Below are 19,185 nucleotides of genomic sequence, written 5' to 3'. Positions count from 1 at the left end.
CGGGGATCAGAGGGGCCGGCCGAGGATCGCGGGATCCGAAGGGCCGGAAGGGCCGGGTAGTCCGGCGAGCCAGGCGGCTGGAGCCGGTGTCAGTCGTGCGTGGGGGCGAGCACCCGTGCCAGCGTCGGTTGCAGGTCGCGCACGGCCCGGCTGCTACGGAACCGGGAGAGCTCCCGTGCCAGACGCCGGATGTCACTGTTCACCGTCGCCGACGGTACGGCCGGCATCACCCCCAGGAGTTCCCCGGCGATCGTGCACGCGTGCTCGACCTCTCCGGAGGCGGCGTGGGCCAAGGACCTGCGGAAGCCGTACCGGGCGCGGGCGCGCAACGCGTGTTGCGGGAGGCGTCGGCACTCCCGGTCGAGGACTTCGGCGGCGGCCTTGGGGCGGCCGAGGTCGTACAGGCACCAGCCGGTCGTCATCGCTGCCGGATCGCTCACGTGGGTGGTGCCGATCACGGGCTCGGCGCCGCTGCGGGCGTCGTCGCTGTCGAGCAGCTCCTGTGCCCTGTCGAGGCTGCGCAGGCAGTCGCGTGCCTCGCCGACGAGCGCGTGTCCTTGAGCCTCCCGCTGGGCGGCGAGTCCCCGGATGCGCGGCGGGAGTTCGTCGCTCTGGGCCCGGCGGGCCAGAGCGACCGTGCCTGCGGCGTCCCCGTCGTAGAGCGTGACCAGGGCGCGGCGCACGAGCGCGTAGCAACCGAGGTGCGAATCGCCCCCGGCGCGCGCCAGTTCGGCGGCTTCACCGGTCCAGCCGAGCGCCGCGCCACTGTCTCCGGCCTCCTGGGCCATCCATCCGGTGAACTCCGCGAACCGTGACGCGAGCAGGAGCGTGGGCGCCCGAGTGGCGGACGATGCGTCGGCGGCCAGCCCGGCGACCATGCGCGTCTGCGTCTCCAGCAGAGGGAGCAGGGTCTTCGGTGCGGTGGACTGGCCGAGCTTTCGCAACTGGTCGAACTGCGCGAGGAAGGAGGGGAGGAGGGAGCCGGCGGCAGAGCCCGCCTGACCGCCGAGATTCAGGCCGAGGTCGATCAGCGCCCCCGTACCCGCCGCGATGACCGCACGGCGCCCGACGTGCCAGAGGCTCGGGCCAGCGGGGGCTTCGGTGGTGTCCGGGTCGGTCTCGATACGGATGGTCAGGCGCTGCAGCTCACCACTCGCGCCGAGGAAGGCGTCGCACCGCCGGGCCAGTTCAGGGGACGCGGAACGCTCCCCGCGCTCGACCTTGCTGAGGTACCCCTTGTCGTAGTTGAGCGCCACGGAGAACTCGGTCAGGGTCAGCCCCGCTTCCTGTCGCAAACGACGGAGTTCCGGGCCGAAACGTGGAATTGTGCTCATCACTAACCTCCCCCTTGAACAGTGACCGTGAGAGCCGTGTGCTCTCACGCGGAACTTTCGTTCGACGTTCACTGGCCGACGCGAAGACCGGCGGCGAACACCCGTCGTGACGGAGCCGTCTCGCTTCGCATCCGAGAACGAGTTTGGCACGAGGTGCGCTTCAAGATTCAGGGTTCGGCGGGGTTGCCCGTTGCCTCTTCACACTCTTCGTTGAGCTCCGTCTGTTCCACGCCGTGGCTGGAGTCGATCAGGATCGGGATCAAGTGATCGGAAAGGCAGAGGGGGTGAGGTTCTGCCGATCACGCTGCAGTGGTGCGGCGCGACGACTGGCGAGACCAGTTACTAACGTCTACGTTAGTAACGTTGTCGTTAGTGTCGAGCGTGGAGGCTGGCCGACGTGGTGGATTTTGTAGGCCGGCGTCAGGAGCTGGCGACGCTGGAGCGAGAGCTGCAGAAGGTGGCGGCAGGGATGGGCGGGGAGCGGCCCGGGCGGTGCGTGATGTTGCGTGGGCGGCGCCGTGTGGGCAAGTCCCGGCTGGTCGAGCGGTTCGCGGAGCGCTCCGGAGCCCCGTTCTTGTTTTATGCGGCGACCGGCGCGTCCCTTCGAGGCGATCTCGCCCGGCTCGCCCGGGACGCCCAGGCATCGACGCTGCCGATGGCGGGACTTGTGGCAGCCGCACGGCCGGAGAGCTGGGACGCCGCGTTCGATGTGCTGGCCGCGGCGCTGCCTGCAGACAGAGCGAGTGTGCTGGTCATCGACGAAGTGCCGTACCTGATGGATGCCGATGGCGCCTTCGAGGGGATGTTGCAACGGGCATGGGATCGAGTACTGGAGACCAAGCCGGTGCTGCTGGTCCTCATCGGCTCCGATCTGTCGATGATGGAGGCACTGAACAGTTACGGACGGCCCTTCCATCAGCGCGGCCGGGAGATGGTGTTGGGGCCGCTCAACCCCGCCGAGGTGGGCCAGATGCTCGGGCTGGAACCGGCGGAAGCCTTCGACGCCGCGCTTGTCACAGGCGGACTGCCGCTGATCTGTGCGGAGTGGCCGCGGGGTGCAGGGCTGTGGGACTTCCTCGGTGAGGTGCTGGGCGACCCGGTCTCGGCCTTGCTGGTGTCGGCCGAGCGTTCGCTGGCTGCCGAATTTCCCCCGCAGGCTCAGGCGCGCACGGTGCTGGCGGCCATCGGCAGTGGCGAGCGGACCTTCACCAACATCGCCCGTGCCGCCGGTGGGATCGGGGCCACGCCGCTGCAACGAGCGCTGGAACTGCTGACGGAGAAGCGGATCGTCGCCGCGGAGCTGCCCGTGTCGCTGCGTTCGTCGAAGGATCGCCGCTACCGGGTGACAGATCCCTACCTGCGGTTCTGGCTGCACCTGCTCGGCCCGTCCATGGAGGAGATCGAGCGGGGGCGGGGCGATCTCACCTTGGCGCGCATCCGGGAGAACTGGACCAGTTGGCGAGGCCGTGCGGTCGAGCCTCTTGTCCGCGAAGCCCTGTCGCGGATACTGCCCGACGACCGGCTCCCCGCAGCCCCCGCAGTCGGCGGCTACTGGACCCGCACCAACGACGTCGAGATCGACATCGTCGGGGCGGACCGTGCCCCCATCGCCAAGGAACTGCTCTTCGTGGGCTCCATCAAGTGGCTGGAGCAGTCGCCCTTCGACCGGCACGACTTGGCCGCTCTCCATCGGCACCGGGCCGCCCTCACGGGCGAACCTGTTCCAGTCGTGGCGGTTTCGCGCAGTGGAGTCGACTGTCCGGGGCTTGACGCCACATACGGCCCTGGCGATCTGCTGACCGCCTGGCCGCTGTGAGTGGCGGATGGCAGGGGCAGCACACTCATGGGGTTATCGTAAAAGTTATTAATTCTGTATTTGTTTTCCTGTGAGGGTTTCCGTCGCTTCCCCCGTAAACAAGGGTGAAGGGCGGAGGGTACATGGACGCAAAAAACAGATTCGAGACGAGAGTCACCTTCCTGCTGCTGCGCATGGAATGGCTGGGTGGTCTGGTCGTATGTGCCGTGCTTGCCGTGCGGCATTTTTCGGAGATTCGGTGGGGGGTGTTCATCGGCCTCTTCGTCGTCATCGATGTCATCGGTTACGTCCCCGGTGCCTTGGCATTCCGGAGGAGTCGGGGCGGGTGGATCTCGCGCTGGTACTTCGTGGCGTACAACACCATGCACAGCCTGGTGACCGCAGGTGTCGTCGCCGGGGTGTGGGCGGTGCTGGTGGAGCCGGAGTGGGCGCTGCTCGCTCTTCCCCTGCATCTGCTGGGGGACCGTGCCCTGTTCGGGAATTCGCTCAAGCCGTTCGGGGTGCTTTTCGAACCGCATCAGCATCCGGCGTACGGTGAATTCGAGCGGGCGTACTCGAATTCCGCCGGGGGGAATTCCGATGAGTCCAGGAGGGGTGCGGATGCCGTCCGTCTTTGAGACCCTGGTCCGGCACAGTGACAATCCGAGTTCTTTTCTCGCCCTCAATCAGGGTAATGAGTACTTCCGGGATCCACGGTTCGACGGCACCTGCGTCTATCGCCGGTCGGGGCGTCACCTGCTGCAGTTCGCGGGGCCCTTCGCGGCGGAGGAGCAGCGGGCGGATCTGCTGGACGCCTTCGCGGCGCAGGCCCGGCCGCGGCGGCTGGTGGCCGTACAACTGCAGCGGGCGGACGCCGAGTTGTACGGGACGCACGGGTTCACGGTGAATCAGCTCGGGGCGTCGTACGCGGTCGACCTGGGCCGGTTCACGCTGCGGGGATCGTCCTTCGTACGGCTGCGGAACAAGATATCCAGGGCCCGGCGTGCCGGTCTCGAGGTGGTCGAGGCGCCCTCCGTGGCCGACGACGAGGTGCAGAACGAGCTGGATCTGATCGACCGGGCCTGGTTGCGGGGCAAGGGCGGTGCCAAGGAGCTGCGGTTCCTGGTGGGGGAGCGGACCGGGCTGGCTCAGCGGCACCGGCGGTTGTTCGTGGGGCGGATCGGCGGGGTGGCCGTCGGATATATCAGCTACTCGCCGGTGTTCGGTAGTCGGCCGGGCTGGTTGCACGACCTCAGCCGGCGGTCCCCGGACGCTCCGCCCGGGGTGATGGAGGCGCTGAACGCGACCGCGATGGAGCGGATGTCGGCCGACGGCGCGGGCTGGCTGCACTTCGGTTTCACGCCCTTCACCGGTCTCTCCGACGAGCACGAACTGCCGTGTGCGAGCCGTACGTTCACGCGCTGCGTGCGGTTGCTCGCCCAGCACGGTGAGCGGATCTATCCGGCTGCGGCGCAGCTCGAGTACAAGCGGAAATGGGCGCCCCATGTGGTGCTGCCCGAGTACATCGCCTTTCAGGGACGGCCTGGGCTTGCGGCGGTGTGGCAGCTGTTGCGGGCCACGCGGGCGGTGTAGGGGCTGGGCGATCGGTGCTGCCGGTTCCGTTGCCCGATCGGTGCTGCTGGTTCCGCTGCCCGATCAGTTCCGCCAGTCCTGCCAGTTCCGCCAGTCCTGCCAGTTCCGCCAGTCCTGCCGTCCGATCAGTCCGGCTGTCCGACCAGTCCTGTCATCCCGCAGTCCCGCTCGTCCGGTCGGTCCTGTCATCCCGCCGGTTCCGCGTGTCCGGCCAGTGCCGCTCGTCCGACCAGTCCCGCGATCCTGCCGGTCCGACGTGTCTGATCAGCCCCGCTCGTCCGACTACTCCCGTCGACCTACCAGTCCCGCCGGCCCGATTGGCCCCGCCAGTCCCGCTGGTTCCGCCGGTCAGATCGGCCCCGCGCATCCGACCGTTCCCGCCTGTCCGACCATTCCCGTCAATCCGCCATTCCCGCCATCCCGCCAGTCCCGCCATCCCGTCAATCCCACCACCCGTCATTCCCGTCCGCCGGACGGGGTTCAGCTGGACCGGGTCGTCCCGGAGCAGGGGAGCACATGAGGTTTCTGGAGCGCGAACGCGCCGTACTGACGAAGTTGCTGCCGGGGCTCGACGAGAGTCTGCGGGCGGTGTCGCTCATGGAGTTGGAGAGTCCGCGCAGTCCCGGTATCGGGCTCTTCCGCGACAGTGGCGGGCCCGGGCTCGTGGTGCCGGTGTCCTGTAAGGGGAAGGGGGCCAGCGCGTTGGACGCCCTGCGGGTGCAGCGTGCGTTGGGCAGCAGGTCGCCGTCCCTGGCGGTGGCCACCACGATGCATCACTTCTCCATGGCCACCCTGGTCGGCCTGGTCACCGACGGCGAGGGACTGGAGTGGATGCTCGTAGAAGGCGTGGCCTCCGGCAATCGCCTGGTGGCCTCCGGGTTCGCCGAGGGGCGGCCGGGCGCCGGCATTCTCTCGCCGTCGATGACCGCCACGGTGGGGCCCGACGGGGTGCGGATCAGTGGGGTGAAGCGTCCGTGCAGTCTCGCCCGGTCCATGGATCTGCTCACCGCCAGTGTCCTGGTACCCGGTGAACGGGGAGCGCGCGAGGAGTTGGCGGTGGCGCTGGTGCCCGCCGAGAGCGAGGGCGTGAGCGTCAGCGGGTTCTGGTCCAGTTCCTTCCTGTCGGGGGCGGAGAGCGATCAGGTCACCCTCACGGATGTGCTCGTACCGCCGGAGCTGCTGCTGCGGACCTCGTGCTCGGACGGGCGTCTGGACGAACTGCAGACCGCGGGACTGGTCTGGTTCGAGCTGCTGATGACAGGGAGTTATCTCGGGGTCGCCAGTGCGCTGGTGGAGCGGGTACTGCGCAATGAACGGGTGCCCGAGTCCGAGCGGGTCCGGCTGCTGGTGGAGGCCGAGGGCGCGATGGCCGCGGCGGAGGGTATTGCCCGGCGGCTCGACGAGGGCTGCCCGGACGAGTCGACGCTCGCCGACTCGCTGTACGTGCGGTACTGCGTCCAGGACGCCCTGGCCCGCATCGTTCCCCGGGCGGTGGAACTGCTCGGCGGCCTCAACTTCATGAGCTCGGACGAGGTCGGACACCTCGCGGCCTGCGCCAACGGGCTCTCGCTGCACCCGCCCGCCCGGTCCAGGATGACCGGCCCGCTGGCGGCCCACCTGGCCGACGGGCCGCTCACCGTCGCCTGACCGGTCCCGGTACCGCCTCCGCCCCCGGTCCTGCCTGCGACTTCGATCCCGCCCCTGATCGCGACCTCGACCTCGACCCCGATCCCGGCCCTGATCCAGACCCCGATCCCGACCCCGGTCCCGATCGCGCCCCTGATCCAGACCCCTGGCCTGGTCCCGATCGCGACCTCGACCTCGACCCCGATCCCGGCCCTGATCCAGACCCCGATCCCGACCCTGATCCCGACCCTGATCCAGACCCCGGTCCCGATCGCGCCCCTGATCCAGACCCCTGTCCTGGTCCCGATCGCGACCTCGACCTCGATCCCGGTCCCGACTCCGACCCTGGGCACGACTCAGACCCGACCCAGCCCCGACCTCGACTCTGGCCCCGGGCACGACCCCGCACGTCTCCACCAACCGAGTCCCACCCCAACACCCCCCACCCGATGGGAGTTTCCGAACCATGCCGCCAGAACCCACCGGTCCGTCCCGTCCGTCCCGCTCGTCCCGTCCTCGAAGTCAACGCCCCACCCTGCTGCTCACCGGCGCCGCCGGAGTACTCGGCCAGGCCCTGATCGACGAGCTCTGCGACGACTACGACCTGATCTGCCTGCGCCACCGGGCACCCCTGGACGACCCCCGGGTACGGGAGATGACGGCGGACCTGTGCGCCCCCGGTCTGGGGCTCTCCGCCGCCCAACGGCTGGACCTCGCAGCCGAGTTGGACGTGGTCGTGCACTCCGCCGCGGCCACCAACTGGCGGTTGCCCCCGGCCGACATCTGGCGCACCAACCTGGACGGCACCCGGTCGATGCTCGACCTCGCGGCCCGCGCCGACGCCCCGTTCTTCTACATGAGCACCGCCTTCGTGGCGAACCCGCTCGCGGCCGAGGAGCGGGAGCGCTTTCCCGGGGCGGCCGCGTACCTCGCCTCCAAGACGGCCGCCGAGGAGGCCGTACGGTCGGCCGAGGTGCCCGGGGTCATCCTGCGTCCGTCGCTGGTCATGGGTGACTCGTCCACCGGCCGGATCGCCCGGGTGCAGGGTTTGACCCGGGCGCTGGGAGGGATCGTCAAGGGGCAGGTCCCGGTGCTTCCGGGCTCGCCCGGGACGAGGATCGACATGGTGCCGCAGGACGTGGTGGCCCGCGCGGTGGGCGACCTGGTCAGATCCGGTGTCGCCCAGGGCGAGTACTGGCTGACCGCCGGACGCGAGGCCATCCTGCAGCGGGAGGTCGTGGACATCTGCCTGGAGTTCGCCGGACAGCACGGTGAACGCCCGCACCCGCCGCGGCTGATCCCCGTCGAAGCGGTGCACCGGCTGCTGCTGCCGTTGCTGGAGGGACCGTCCTTCCCCGCGCTGGTGCGGCGCCGGCTCCAGGACTACGCGGAGCTGCTGCTGGTCTTCCAACGGGAGTTGCCCTTCGCCTCCGACCTGGGAACACCGCACTGCGGTGCGGCCCCCACCCGCGCCGCGATCCGTTCGGCGCTGGCGCGCAACGTGGAGTGCTGGGCCACCGGCCGAGGAGGCCTACGGCGGCCCCGGACGGCCCAGACCCCGGCGGAGCTGGCGTCATGACCGCGCTGGAGGTGGCGACTCACGCCCCGTCAGGGGTGGCGGCTCACGACCCCCTGGAGATGACCGCTCCCGCGCCCGTAAGGGTGGCAGAGTCCGCCCCCGTAAGTGCGGCCGCGCCCGCTGGCGTAGAGGTGGCTGCTCCCGGCCCTGTAGGGGTGAACGCACCTGCCGGAGTGGAGGTGGCCGCTCCCGCCCCCGTGGCGATGCCTGCTCCCGCCCCTGTAGGAGTGGCCGCGTCCACTGCCATGGAGGTAACTGCGCCCGCCGGCGTAGAGGTGGCCGCTCCCGCCCCCGTGGCGATGCCTGCTCCCGCCCCTGCAGGGGTAGCCGCGTCCACTGCCATGGAGGTGACCGCGCCCGCCGGAGTGGAGGTGGCCGCTCCCGCCCCCGTGGCGGTGCCTGCTCCCGCCCCTGCAGGGGTAGCCGCGTCCACTGCCATGGAGGTGACCGCGCCCGCCGGCGTAGAGATGGCTGCTCCCGCCCCCGTAGGAGTGGCCGCGTCCACTGCCATGGAGGTGACCGCGCCCGCCGGCGTAGAGACGGTTGCTCCCACCCCCGCAGGAGTGGCCGCGTCCACCGCCGTGGAGGAGGTCGCGTCGGTCACCGCAGTAGTGGCCACGCCCGGGGTGGCGGCTCACGCCGCTGTGGAGGTGCCTGCTCACGCGTCCGCCGGGGTGGCTGCTCCCGCCGCCGTAGAGACAGCCGCTCCCACCCCCGCGGGGGCGGCCGGTCCCGCCCCCGCAGAGACGGTCGCCCCCACTCCCACAGAGGCGACCGCTCCCGCCCCCACAACCCCACCCCCCACCACCGCCGACCTCTACCGCCGCCACCTCGGGACCGGCCGTGCCGTCATGGGCACAGTGCTCGGTGGGATGGCCGAGGTGTACTCCGAAGGCGCCTGGGTGCACACCGACGACGGGCGTCGGTATCTGGACTTCGGGGGCTACGGCGTCTTCATCCTGGGGCATCGGCACCCGGCCGTACTCGACGCGGTGCACCGGCAGTTGGACGCGCATCCGTTGGCCACCCGGGTGTTCCTGGAACCCGTTGCCGCGCGGGCCGCTGCCGCGTTGGCCGCGCACACCCCGGTGGGCCTCGATCACGTGCACTTCGTCAACTCCGGTGCCGAGGCCACCGAAGCGGGACTGAAGCTGGCCCGTGCCCATGGGCGGAACGCGCTGGTGACCACGGTGTCCGGCTATCACGGCAAGACCCTGGGGGCGTTGAGTGTCACCGCCAACTCCCTTTACCAGCAGCCTTTCGAGCCGCTGTTGCCGGACACCGCGCAGGTCGCCCACGGGGACTTGGCCGAGCTGGCGGCGGCACTCGCCGAGCGTCGCGACCGTGCCTGCGTGATTCTCGAACCGGTGCAGGGTGAGGGTGGGGTGCGTATCCCGCCGGCCGGGTATCTCGCGGAGGCGGCCGGACTGTGCCAGGTGTACGGCGCTTTCCTGATCGTGGACGAGGTGCAGACCGGGCTGGGGCGGCTCGGTACCTGGTGGGGTGTGGACGCCGAAGGTGTCGTGCCCGATGTCCTCCTCGTGGGGAAGGGGCTGAGCGGCGGGGTCGTACCGGTGGCCGCGATGGTGGCGACCAAGGATGCCTACGGTCCGTTCTCGCGCGACCCCTACCTCCACACCTCCACCTTCGGGGCCTCGCCGATCGCCTGTGCGGCGGCGCTGGCGGCGGTGGAGACGATCGACCGCGAGGGCATCGTGGGCCGGGCCGCCGTGCTGGGCCGTCAACTGCTCGCCGGCGTCGAGGAGATCTGCGCCCCCTACCGGGAACGCCTGGTGCACGAGGTCCGCGGCAGGGGACTGCTGATCGGGATCGAGTTCGCCCAGGCACAGGCCGTCGGCGAGACGCTGCTGGAGCTGGTGAGCCGCGGCGTCCTGGTCAACCACTCGCTCAACTCCACGCGCGTGCTCCGACTCACGCCCCCGGCGATCGCCGACGCCGACGAGGTCCAGCTCTTCCTGGACGCCTTGGCCGAAGCGTTGCGGGCCGTGCACACCCGCCTCGGCTGACCGGTCACGGCATCGCCATCGGCACGACAGCACCACCCCGCACGTCAGCCACGACAAGCACCACCCGCCGTCGGTCACGACAAGCACCACCCACCGTCGGTCACGACAAGCACCACCCCCGTCGGTCACGACAGCCCCCCACGCCAGTGAGCACGACAGCCCCCCACGTCAGTGAGGACGTAGAACATGCGCCATGTGACAGTCCGGATGACAGCCCAGGGCATCGACCCCGAGCACGCCTACCGGAGGATCAGCGACTTCAGTCGGTACCCCGAACTCACCACGACGGTCCGCGCGGTGGAGGTGCAGCCGCCGCGGCCCGACGGTTCCGTGGTCTCCGCGTGGACGGTCTCCTTCCGCAACGGGCTGATGCGCTGGACGGAACGCGACACCTTCTCGCCGGCCGCCCTCTCCATCGCGTTCGAGCAGCTCAGCGGTGACTTCGAGACCTTCGAGGGCAGTTGGGCCTGCGAGGCGCACGAGGACGGCACCACCGTCACCTTCCGGGCCTCGTTCGACCTGGGGATCCCCACCCTGGCCGAGATCCTCGACCCGGTGGCCGAGTCGACGTTACGCACCAACATCGAGAAGATCCTCCAGGGTCTGCTCGGCACGGTGTCACCGGCCGGTCTCGCGGACGCCGCGCATGGCTGACCTCGCCCTGAACCTCGCCCTGGCCCGGCCGCCGGACCCGGGCGAACAGCTCCGGGACGAACCCGGCCCGGACACCGAACACTGCCTGCGCCTGTACGCGAAGCTCGCCTCCGGCGTCACCGTGATCACCACGCAGGGCGGAGACGGGCGGCCCACCGGAATGACCGTCTCCGCCCTCACCTCGCTCTCGGCCCGGCCGCCCCTCCTGCTCGCCTGTCTGCGCAACGGGTCCCACACCCTGTCGGCGATCAGCGGCCAGGGCGTGTTCGCGGTCAACCTGCTCCGGGACAACCAGCGTTCACGGGCCACCCGCTTCGCCGACCCGGCCGCCTCGTCCGCCGAACGGTTCCGCGAGATCCCGCTCCGCCCGGTCCTGGGCGCACCCGTCTTCGGCGACGCGCTCGGCTGGTCGGTCTGCCTGGTCGAGGACATCCGCCGCTACGGCGACCACAGCGCCGTGGTGGGACGGGTGGCCGTGGTGCAGGTGGCGTCGGGCCGGCCGCTGCTCTGGCACGACCGGAGGTTCGGGTCGCTGTCAGGGGCCGGAGAAGGGGCGCCCCGGTGACCCTGTTCGCGCCGGGCACGCCCTGCTGGGAGTCCGGGGACCCGGACGGCACGGACCCGCCGTCCAGCGTGCGCGGCCGGATCGGTGCCGATGTCGCGGTGGTGGGCGCGGGGCTCGTAGGACTGTCCACCGCCTATCACCTGGCGGAACGCCAACCCTCCCTGGACATCGTGGTGGTGGACGCGCGGCGGCCGGCCGCCGGTGCCAGTGGGCGGGGCACCGGGCTGCTGGGCCCGCGGGTGGGCCCGCCGGTCGACCGGGCGGTGCGTCGGCACGGGCCCGCCGTCGCCCGCCGGATGCACCGGGCCAGCGTCGAGGCCGTACGCCATGTCGTGGAGCTGTGCGACCGGCTCGGGGTGCCCTGCGCGGACGGGGAGCAGATCGTCGCGGCGCGTTCCCGCACCGGCCTTGCGTCCCTGGCCCGGCAGGCCGCCGCCTACCGCGCCCTGGACCTGGAGGTGCCCGTCCTCTGCGCCGCCGACATCCGGCGCCGGGTCGACGTGCCGTACCACGCGGGTCTCCTCCACCGGCACACGGCGACCCTCGACCCGGCCGCGCTGACGGCGGCGCTGGCGCGGGCCTGCGTGGCGAAGGGCGTACGGCTCTACGGCGGCAGCCCGCTGCGTGAGGTGCGCGGCGGGGACGGGCAGCAGCCCGAACTGCTGTTTCCGCACGGCACGGTGAGGGCGGCGCGGTCCGTGCTGGCGGTGAACGCCGGGGTGGCCGGGCTCGGGCTGCCGGTGGGCACGGTGCTCGGGCTCGAGGTGCACGCGGTGGCGACCGAGCCGCTGGGCCACGAGGCGCGGGCGCTCCTCGGGCACGGTGGCCTGGCGGTGATCGACGCGGTGCCGCTCGCCCCGTACTTCCGCCTCACCGCGGAGGGCCGACTGGTGGTGGGAGGCGGTACCGCCCTCTGTCCGGACGGGGTCGGGCCCCGCCGTAGAGCTGTGCTGCGGGTCTTCGCGTTCCACCGGCTGGAGCAGTGGCTGCGGGCCCTGCACCCGGCGCTGGCCGGGGTGGAGGTCACGCACCGCTGGGCGGGCGGGATCGGGGTCACGGCCGACGGCCTTCCCGTGGTGGGACCGGTCCGGGGCCGGTCCGGCCTCTGGTACGCGGGCGGCTGCAACGGGCACGGCCTCGCGATGTCGGTGGCTCACGGCTCCTACCTCGCCGCGGCCCTCCTGGGCGACGCGGACACACCCGAGCCGCTGCCCTGGCACCGTTCCCGGGCACCCCGCCTCCCGGTCTCGGGACCGGCCCGGCCGCTCGTGCGGGCTCACCTGGCCGCGCTGGACCGTACCGCCCGCCGTGCGGCGGGGCCCGCACTCGGGCCTCGGGGGTGAGGAGCCGCCGTGGACCGTCCGTCCGACTTCTTCGCGACTGCCGCACCGCGACGCGGAGGCCCGGCCGCTCGTGGGGGCTCACCTGGCGGCGATGGACGGCACCGCCCGCCGTGCGGCGGGGCCCGCACTCGGGCCTCGGGGGTGAGGAGCCGCCGTGGACCGTCCGTCCGACTTCTTCGCGACTGCCGCACCGCGACGCGGAGGCCCGGCCGCTCGTGCGGGCTCACCTGGCCGCGCTGGACCGTACCGCCCGCCGTGCGGCGGGCGCCCGCACTCGGCCCCGGGGGACGGGCAGCCGTAGACCACTCGACCGATTCACTCCGACCGTCTCGGAACCACACGGACGCAGGGCTGACCGGAAAGGAAACGTCAATGATCGGGACACTGCTGGCAAGGCCGCTGGAGCTCATGGAGGAGAACTTTCGGAGGCCGGCCGGGAGAGCCGGGCGGTTCTTCGGGAACCTGATGGCGGTGCAGCACCGGAGCCTCACCGAGTGGACGATCGAGCACATGGACGTGCGCGGCCGTCAACGCGTCCTGGACGTCGGCTGCGGCGGGGGCATGGCGGTGAAGCTGCTGTCGCGGCGGGCCGCCCAGGGGTTCGTCGCCGGGGTGGACTACTCGATGGAGATGGTCGAGCAGGCGGCGCGGCGGAATCTGCCGGCCATCGCGCGCGGGCGGGTCGAGGTCCGGCACGGTGACTGTTCCCAACTGCCGTACGAGGACTCGTCGTTCGACCAGGTCTGCGCGATCGAGACCTTCTACTTCTGGCCGGATCCCCTGGGCGGTCTCGCCGAGGCGTACCGGGTGCTGAAACCGGGCGGCCAGGTGGCCGTCACGCTGGAGATGAGCCGGGAGACAGCCGACGATCCGTCACTCACCCAGCGGTTCTTCGGGCGGCGCTTCACGGAACGCTCGCAGCGGGCGGGGCTGCACATCCTCTCCGGGGACGACCTGGTGGAACGGCTCACCAAGGCCGGGTTCCAGGACGCCCGGTTCGTGTCCGAGCCGCGCCGTTCGCTGGGCTGGGTCTGCGCGCTGGCGCGGAAGTGAGGGCGGGGCGATGACCGACGTACTGCACATCGGCGCGGCGGCTGCCGCTCCCAGGGCGGCCGGGCTGCCGTTGCTCGGCAGTGTGCTGGACTTCCGGCGCGACATCCTCCAGGCCATGCACCGGGGGCGTACCGCCCATGGCGACCTGGTCCGGTACCGGCTCGGGCCGGTGACGGTGCACGGCGTGACCAGCCCGGAACTGGCCGCCGAGGTGCTGACCGACAGCGACCGGTTCGGCAAACTCGGGCCGGACAACCCGTTGCGGCTCGTCCTCGGTGAGGGGCTGCTGACCAGCGACGACCACAAGAGCTGGCTGCGCAACCGGCGGATGATGCAGCCGATCTACACCAAGCAGGCCCTCGCGGGCATGTTCGCGACGATGGGCGTCTCGGCGGCCGAGCAGATCGCGCACATGGCCGACCGCTACCGGACGGGTGCGGTGGTGGACCTGCACACGGAGATGATGCGGGTCACCCTCGACATCGTCAGCCGGTGCATGTTCAGCACCGATGTGAGCCGGACCCTGGCGGGGCTCGGGCCGGACGCGGTGGACGTCGCCATCAACTACGCCTTCGACCGGCTGCAGAACCCGCTGAGCCCGCCGACGTCCTGGCCGACCCCGCGCAACCGGCGCTTCCAGGACGTCATGCGGGGACTCGACGACCTCATCTACCGGATCATCGCGGAACGCCGACAGCCCGATGCCGTCACTGGTGGTGGGGATCTTCTCGACATGCTGCTGGCCGCCCGCGACGCCGACACCGGCGAGGGGATGACCGACCGGGAGCTGAGGGACGAGGTGATCACCACCTTCGCCGCCGGGCACGAGACCACCGCGATCACCCTCACCTGGGCGTTCTACCTGCTCTCCCGGCACCGGGAGGTGCTGGAGCGGGTTCAGCGGGAGGTGGATGGTGTCCTGGGCGAGGACCTGCCCACCCCGGACGACCTGGCGGCGATGCCGTACACCCTGCGGGTCTTCGAGGAGGCCCTGCGGCTCTATCCGTCGGCGCCGATCCTGCCCCGGCTGGTGCGGCGGGACACCGAACTGGGCGGCTACCGGGTGCCGGCCGGGTCACGCGTCCTGGTGAACCTGTACGACATCCACCGGCACCCCCGGCACTGGCCGGACCCCGAGCGCTTCGACCCGGACCGGTTCCTGGCGGAGGCCGGCAAGGGGCGGCATCGCTTCGCCTATCTGCCGTTCGGCGCCGGGCCGCACCTCTGCATCGGGAAGCACTTCGCGCTCATGGAGGCGCATCTGCTGCTGTGCGCCCTGGTGCGTCGGTGGGAGTTCCGCCATGTTCCCTCTCACCGGGTGGTGAACCACGCCACCATCACCCTGCGGCCGCGGTACGGAATGCTGATGACGATGCATCAGCGGACGCCCTCGGCCGCACGCACCGCCCATGTCGCCGGAGAACGGACCTCATGAACGCCGACGCCTCGCTCCTCGACCCCGAGCACATCAACCGGACCCGTTACCGGCCGGGCCAGCGGGCCGGTCACTACGAGAGCTTCTACCAGCGGGGCAACCACCCCACGGAACCCCGCGCGTTCTGGATCCGGTACACCGTGTTCAGCCCCGCGGACATGCCCGAGGCGGCCATCGGCGAGTTGTGGGCGATCTGGTTCGACGGGGTGACCGGACAGCATGTGGTGGCCAAGGAGGAACACCCCATCGCGGACTGCCACTTCAGCACCGATTCCTTCGGCGCCCGGGTCGGCGACCGCGTGCTGGAGCCCGGCCGCCTGAAGGGCGAGGCGCGGGGACCGGACGGCCGGATCGGCTGGGACCTGACGTACACCGGGGACCGGCCGCCGCTGTTCCTGCTGCCGCCGAGGATGTACACGGGTGGCTTCCCCAAGGCCAAGAGCCTCGTCGGCACACCGCTCGCCCGGTACAGCGGCAGCCTCGACGTCAACGGCGAGGAGATCGACATCGACGGCTGGACCGGCAGCCAGAACCACAACTGGGGCAGCCGGCACACCGACCACTACGCCTTCGGGCAGGTCGCCGGGTTCGACGGGGAGCCCGACAGCTTCCTGGAGGTCGTCACGGCCCGCGCCAAGCTCGGCCCGGTGCACATCCCGCAGGTCACCTTCCTCGTCCTGCGTCACGACGACCGCGAGTACTCGCTGGTGTCCCTGCGTCAGGCGCTCACCGCCAAGGCGGACTTCGGCTACTTCTACTGGGACTTCGCCACGTCCGACGGCACCGTCGACATCCGCGGCCGGATGACCGCCCCCAAGGAACGGTTCGTAGGCCTCAACTACTACAACCCGCCCGGCGGGATCAAACACTGCCTCAACACGAAGATCGGCTCCTGCACGGTCGAGATCGCCAACCGGGTCACCGGCAAGCGAACCGCGCTCAAGACCGACAGCCGCGCCCTGATGGAGATCCTCACGGACGACCGTGAGCACGGCATCACCATCCGCGCGTGAGGAGGGACCCGGTCCCGCTCGGCGAGCGCGTCACGGTCCGGGTGCCGCCGGACATCGCGTACGCCGCCGTGGCCGACGTGACGCGCATGGGGGAGTGGAGTCCGGAGGTCCGGGGCGCCCGCGTGCTGGGCGGCCCCGGGCCCGTGCGCGTGGGCACCCGCTTCGTGGGACTCAACCGCGCCGCGTGGCTGCCCTGGGCCACCCTGTGCACCGTGGTCGCCGCCCGTCCGGGCAGCTGCTTCTCCTTCAGGGTCAGCATCCTGGGCATCGCCCTGTCCCAGTGGACGTACCGCTTCAGGGAGGTACCCGGGGGATGCGAGGTCACGGAGGAGTGGCTCGACCTGCGGTCGCCGGTCGCCGGGCGGCTCCTCACCGTCGTCAGCCCGGTCGTCACCGGTGTGGTCCGGCGTCGCGAGCGCAACCGCGCGACGATGCGAGCGACACTGGCCGCGCTTCGGGGGGCTTTGGAGGGCGGTGGTTGAGGTGGGGGGCCGGGTGTGTCCGAGGCGGGGTCTGGGTGATGCCTGCGGTGGGTTTCTGGCGGGTGGTTGCGGCGGGGGCCACGGGGCGCCTGAGGTGGGTTCCTGGCGGGCGGTCGAGGCGAGGGCCCGAGGGGAGGCGTTCGAGGCGGGAGCCTGGAGGAGGCCTGGGGCGCGGGCCCGGGGGCGTCCGAGGCGGGACCCAGGAGGAGACCTGGGGCGGGAGCCCGGGGGACGTCTGAGACGCGTTGCCGGTGGGTGGTCGAGGCGGGGTGTGCGGCGGGATCCGGACGGGGCACCGGGACCAGGGGCGGTGGTTCAGCGGCAGGGCCTGGGGGCGGCCGAGACGGGTTGCCGGGCGGTCGAGGCCGGGTGTGCCGCGGAGCCGGACGTGTCAGCGGGACCGACGGCGGTGGTCCAGCAGCAGTGCCATGGCGCCCAGGGCGATCAACCCCGCGTAGGAGGAGCCGCGTTCGCCTCCCAGGGCGGCCGGTGTCCTCGGGTGGTGGACCTGGAGGGCGAACCGTCGGTTGGACGCGTCGGCCAGCAGTCCGCGCAGCTGCTCGGGGCTGGTGGTGGCCGTGACCATGAGGTCCATCGCCGTACGGCCGAGCTGCTCCAGCGAGATGTACTCGCCCAGCAGGGACATCACGATGCCGCGGACCTCGCCCTTGAAGATCTCCGCGAGCGACAGTTCGGGCGCCAGGCAGCGGACCGAGCCCTCGAGGTTGGCGAAGGACTTGCCCAGCAGGGAGATCGAGGGCGCGGAGCCGATGCCGCGCTTGGTGGCCTTCTCCAGCACCGTGGTGAGCGAGACGCCGAAGTTGAGCTCGCCCAGCGAGGCGCTGGAGATCTTGGGGACCAGCGCCGCCATGTCGGCGGCGAACGCCGGCAGGTTCGCCCAGGCGGTGAGCTTCCCCATGTCGGCCCAGGCGCGGGCCAGGCCGTGTCCGTCGTTCTGCGCCAACGCCATGAGCAGCGGCAGCAGTTGGAGACTGGTCCGCTTGTCCAGGCGTCCCACCATGCCCCAGTCGATCAGGGTCGCGGGGCCCCCGGGCAGCGCGAAGACGTTGCCCGCGTGCGGGTCCGCGTGGAACGTCCGCTGCACGAAGTAGCCGCGGTACATGAACCGCAGCAGGTCCTTGCCGATCCGGGTGCGCTCGCTGTCGCTGAACGCCCTGGGGTCCAGATGCCGTACGGACATGCCGGGAGCCATCGACTGCACCAGCACCCGGGGTGTGGCCGAGAGGACCTCGGGGACGGCCAGGGTGCTGAAGTCGCGGGCCGCCTCCCGGCCCTCCTCCATGTTGCGGGCCTCGCCGGTGAAGTCGAGTTCGGGTTCCATGGCGTCGAAGATCGAGCCCAGCATCGCCTCGACGTCGATGACCTCGTTGAACCGCGGTGCCGCCCGGGCCACGATGCGGGAGGCCCGGCGCAGCAGGGCCATGTCCGCCCGGACCGCCTCACGGATCTCCGGCCGCTGGATCTTCACCACGGCCGGTCTGCCGCCGGGCAGGGTCACCTTGTAGACCTGGGCCAGCGAGGCCGCGCCCAGGGGCTTGGTGGTGTCGATGTCGTCGAACCTGAGCTTCCAGTCGGGGCCGAGATCCTTCTCCAGGACCGGCTCGAACAGGGAGAACGGCTGCACGTCGACCTGGTCGTGCAGGTTCTGGAACTCCGCGATCATCGACGGCGGCACCATGTCCGGCCGGGTGGAGAGGATCTGGCCGAGCTTCACGTAGAAGGGGCCCAGGCTCTCCAGGGCTTTTCGTACGGCCCTCGCGCGTCGTTGGGCGTCCCCGGCGGCGGATTCCTCCTCCTCCGCCGGGGACCGGCCGTTCCCCTTGGATCTGCCGCGTTCCCGCGCCGTGTGACCGACCTCGTCGGCGATCAGACTGCCCAGCACCTTCACGACCAGCCGGAGCCGGTCGCCGATCAAGGTCCTCACGACGCGGGTTCCCTCCTAAGGGTTCTGCGGCAGCCGGCCCGGCGCACCGGGCCCGGACCGCGGGTCAACGGCCTGGTGACAGGACGGCGTCGGTCATCCCTTCTTGGCCGGCGGACGGACTCCGGCACTCGCCGCGACATCGCTGATGGTGTCCAGGGCGCCGACCAGCGAGGACAGCAGGTCGGTCAGTTTGGCGATCTGCTGGGGCAGGGTCGCCAGGGATTCGGCCAGGCCGCCGAGACCGCCCACTGCACCGGGCAGTCCGGCCGCGGCGCCGGCGAGCTGCCCGAAGGCCGCGAGCGGATTGGGGGAGTTGGACTGGCCGGACAGCCCGGCGAGGGCCGCCGCCGGATGGGCCGCGCCCGCCAGCGCGGCGAGTGGGTTGGCGTTCGCGAGTGCGGCCAGGGGGTTCACCGGCCCGGAGCTCCGGTCGGAGGAGGCGCCCGCCAGGAGGGCGAGCGGGTTGGCGCCGGCGAGTGCGGCCACGGGGTTCATGCCGCCGAACGCCGCCATCGCCTGGAGCGCCCCGAGGGGCGTCCCGGCCAGGGCCGCCATCGGATTGCCGGAGCCGAACCAGTCCGGGTAGTCGGACTTCCTGGACTTGTTCGGCGGGTCGAGGAAATCGTTGAAGGCCTTGTTGGAACTGTCGGCGATGTCGCCGAGTAAGTTCTTGATGGTGTCCTGCGTGCTCGGTTTGTCAGCCACTTTTTCGGGTGTCCTTCCCTAGGGGCATCATGGAAT

The 19,185-nt window shown here is 71.2% G+C and carries 16 protein-coding genes; 13 read left to right on the top strand and 3 right to left on the bottom strand.

Going from position 1 to position 19,185, the window contains the following annotated elements; genetic code table 11:
• Positions 1 to 89: 89 nt before the first annotated feature.
• Positions 90 to 1,334, bottom strand: a complete 1,245-nt coding sequence (locus OG504_RS20025) for a helix-turn-helix domain-containing protein (RefSeq protein WP_405991039.1) — start codon at positions 1,332 to 1,334, stop codon at positions 90 to 92.
• A 397-nt stretch (positions 1,335 to 1,731) separates the two neighbouring features.
• Here OG504_RS20025 and OG504_RS20020 point away from each other — a divergent pair, with 397 nt between their 5' ends.
• The 13 genes from OG504_RS20020 to OG504_RS19960 all read left to right on the top strand — a co-directional run bounded on the left by OG504_RS20020 (position 1,732) and on the right by OG504_RS19960 (position 16,499).
• The gene (locus OG504_RS20020) at positions 1,732 to 3,150 is read left to right on the top strand and encodes an ATP-binding protein (protein WP_405991038.1); all 1,419 of its coding nucleotides are present in this window, start codon (positions 1,732 to 1,734) and stop codon (positions 3,148 to 3,150) included.
• A 122-nt stretch (positions 3,151 to 3,272) separates the two neighbouring features.
• On the top strand, positions 3,273 to 3,767 hold the full coding sequence (locus OG504_RS20015; RefSeq protein ID WP_405991037.1) for a hypothetical protein: 495 nt from the start codon (positions 3,273 to 3,275) through the stop codon (positions 3,765 to 3,767).
• A complete protein-coding gene (locus tag OG504_RS20010; protein ID WP_405991036.1) occupies positions 3,751 to 4,722 on the top strand; it encodes a bifunctional lysylphosphatidylglycerol flippase/synthetase MprF in 972 nt (323 codons plus the stop codon). The genes OG504_RS20015 and OG504_RS20010 overlap by 17 nt, the downstream gene beginning before the upstream one ends.
• A 516-nt stretch (positions 4,723 to 5,238) precedes the next feature.
• Positions 5,239 to 6,369 carry an acyl-CoA dehydrogenase gene (locus OG504_RS20005; protein ID WP_405991035.1) on the top strand — a complete coding sequence of 377 codons (1,131 nt, stop codon included), beginning with the start codon at positions 5,239 to 5,241 and terminating at the stop codon, positions 6,367 to 6,369.
• A 445-nt stretch (positions 6,370 to 6,814) separates the two neighbouring features.
• Positions 6,815 to 7,927 (top strand): SDR family oxidoreductase, encoded by a 1,113-nt coding sequence (locus OG504_RS20000; RefSeq protein WP_405991034.1) that lies wholly within the window; start codon positions 6,815 to 6,817, stop codon positions 7,925 to 7,927.
• A gap of 851 nt (positions 7,928 to 8,778) precedes the next feature.
• Positions 8,779 to 9,954, top strand: a complete 1,176-nt coding sequence (locus OG504_RS19995) for an aspartate aminotransferase family protein (RefSeq protein ID WP_405996383.1) — start codon at positions 8,779 to 8,781, stop codon at positions 9,952 to 9,954.
• A gap of 186 nt (positions 9,955 to 10,140) precedes the next feature.
• The gene (locus OG504_RS19990) at positions 10,141 to 10,608 is read left to right on the top strand and encodes a type II toxin-antitoxin system RatA family toxin (protein ID WP_405991033.1); all 468 of its coding nucleotides are present in this window, start codon (positions 10,141 to 10,143) and stop codon (positions 10,606 to 10,608) included.
• Complete coding sequence (locus OG504_RS19985) at positions 10,601 to 11,173, top strand: flavin reductase family protein (RefSeq protein ID WP_405991032.1); 573 nt, start codon at positions 10,601 to 10,603, stop codon at positions 11,171 to 11,173. Before OG504_RS19990 ends, OG504_RS19985 begins: the two co-directional genes overlap by 8 nt.
• Positions 11,170 to 12,516, top strand: coding sequence for an NAD(P)/FAD-dependent oxidoreductase (locus OG504_RS19980; protein WP_405991031.1), 1,347 nt, complete (start codon positions 11,170 to 11,172; stop codon positions 12,514 to 12,516). Before OG504_RS19985 ends, OG504_RS19980 begins: the two co-directional genes overlap by 4 nt.
• A 372-nt stretch (positions 12,517 to 12,888) precedes the next feature.
• Complete coding sequence (locus OG504_RS19975; protein ID WP_405991030.1) at positions 12,889 to 13,569, top strand: class I SAM-dependent methyltransferase; 681 nt, start codon at positions 12,889 to 12,891, stop codon at positions 13,567 to 13,569.
• A gap of 10 nt (positions 13,570 to 13,579) precedes the next feature.
• Positions 13,580 to 15,004, top strand: coding sequence for a cytochrome P450 (locus OG504_RS19970; RefSeq protein ID WP_405991029.1), 1,425 nt, complete (start codon positions 13,580 to 13,582; stop codon positions 15,002 to 15,004).
• Positions 15,001 to 16,017, top strand: a complete 1,017-nt coding sequence (locus OG504_RS19965) for a hypothetical protein (protein WP_405991028.1) — start codon at positions 15,001 to 15,003, stop codon at positions 16,015 to 16,017. The genes OG504_RS19970 and OG504_RS19965 overlap by 4 nt, the downstream gene beginning before the upstream one ends.
• Positions 16,014 to 16,499: an SRPBCC family protein gene (locus tag OG504_RS19960; protein ID WP_405991027.1), complete on the top strand. Its 486-nt coding sequence runs from the start codon at positions 16,014 to 16,016 to the stop codon at positions 16,497 to 16,499. The genes OG504_RS19965 and OG504_RS19960 overlap by 4 nt, the downstream gene beginning before the upstream one ends.
• 391 nt (positions 16,500 to 16,890) lie before the next feature.
• Here OG504_RS19960 and OG504_RS19955 read toward each other — a convergent pair whose 3' ends face one another.
• Positions 16,891 to 18,444, bottom strand: a complete 1,554-nt coding sequence (locus tag OG504_RS19955) for an ABC1 kinase family protein (RefSeq protein ID WP_405991026.1) — start codon at positions 18,442 to 18,444, stop codon at positions 16,891 to 16,893.
• 93 nt (positions 18,445 to 18,537) lie between these two features.
• Positions 18,538 to 19,149, bottom strand: a complete 612-nt coding sequence (locus OG504_RS19950; RefSeq protein WP_405991025.1) for a hypothetical protein — start codon at positions 19,147 to 19,149, stop codon at positions 18,538 to 18,540.
• Between the last annotated feature and the right edge of the window lie 36 nt (positions 19,150 to 19,185).

The sequence above is a fragment of the Streptomyces sp. NBC_00986 genome, from assembly GCF_045162565.1.
Classification (GTDB): Bacteria; Actinomycetota; Actinomycetes; order Streptomycetales; family Streptomycetaceae; genus Streptomyces.
Note: the sequence above shows the minus strand (reverse complement) of the source record. Positions and strands in the feature narration are given on the sequence as shown.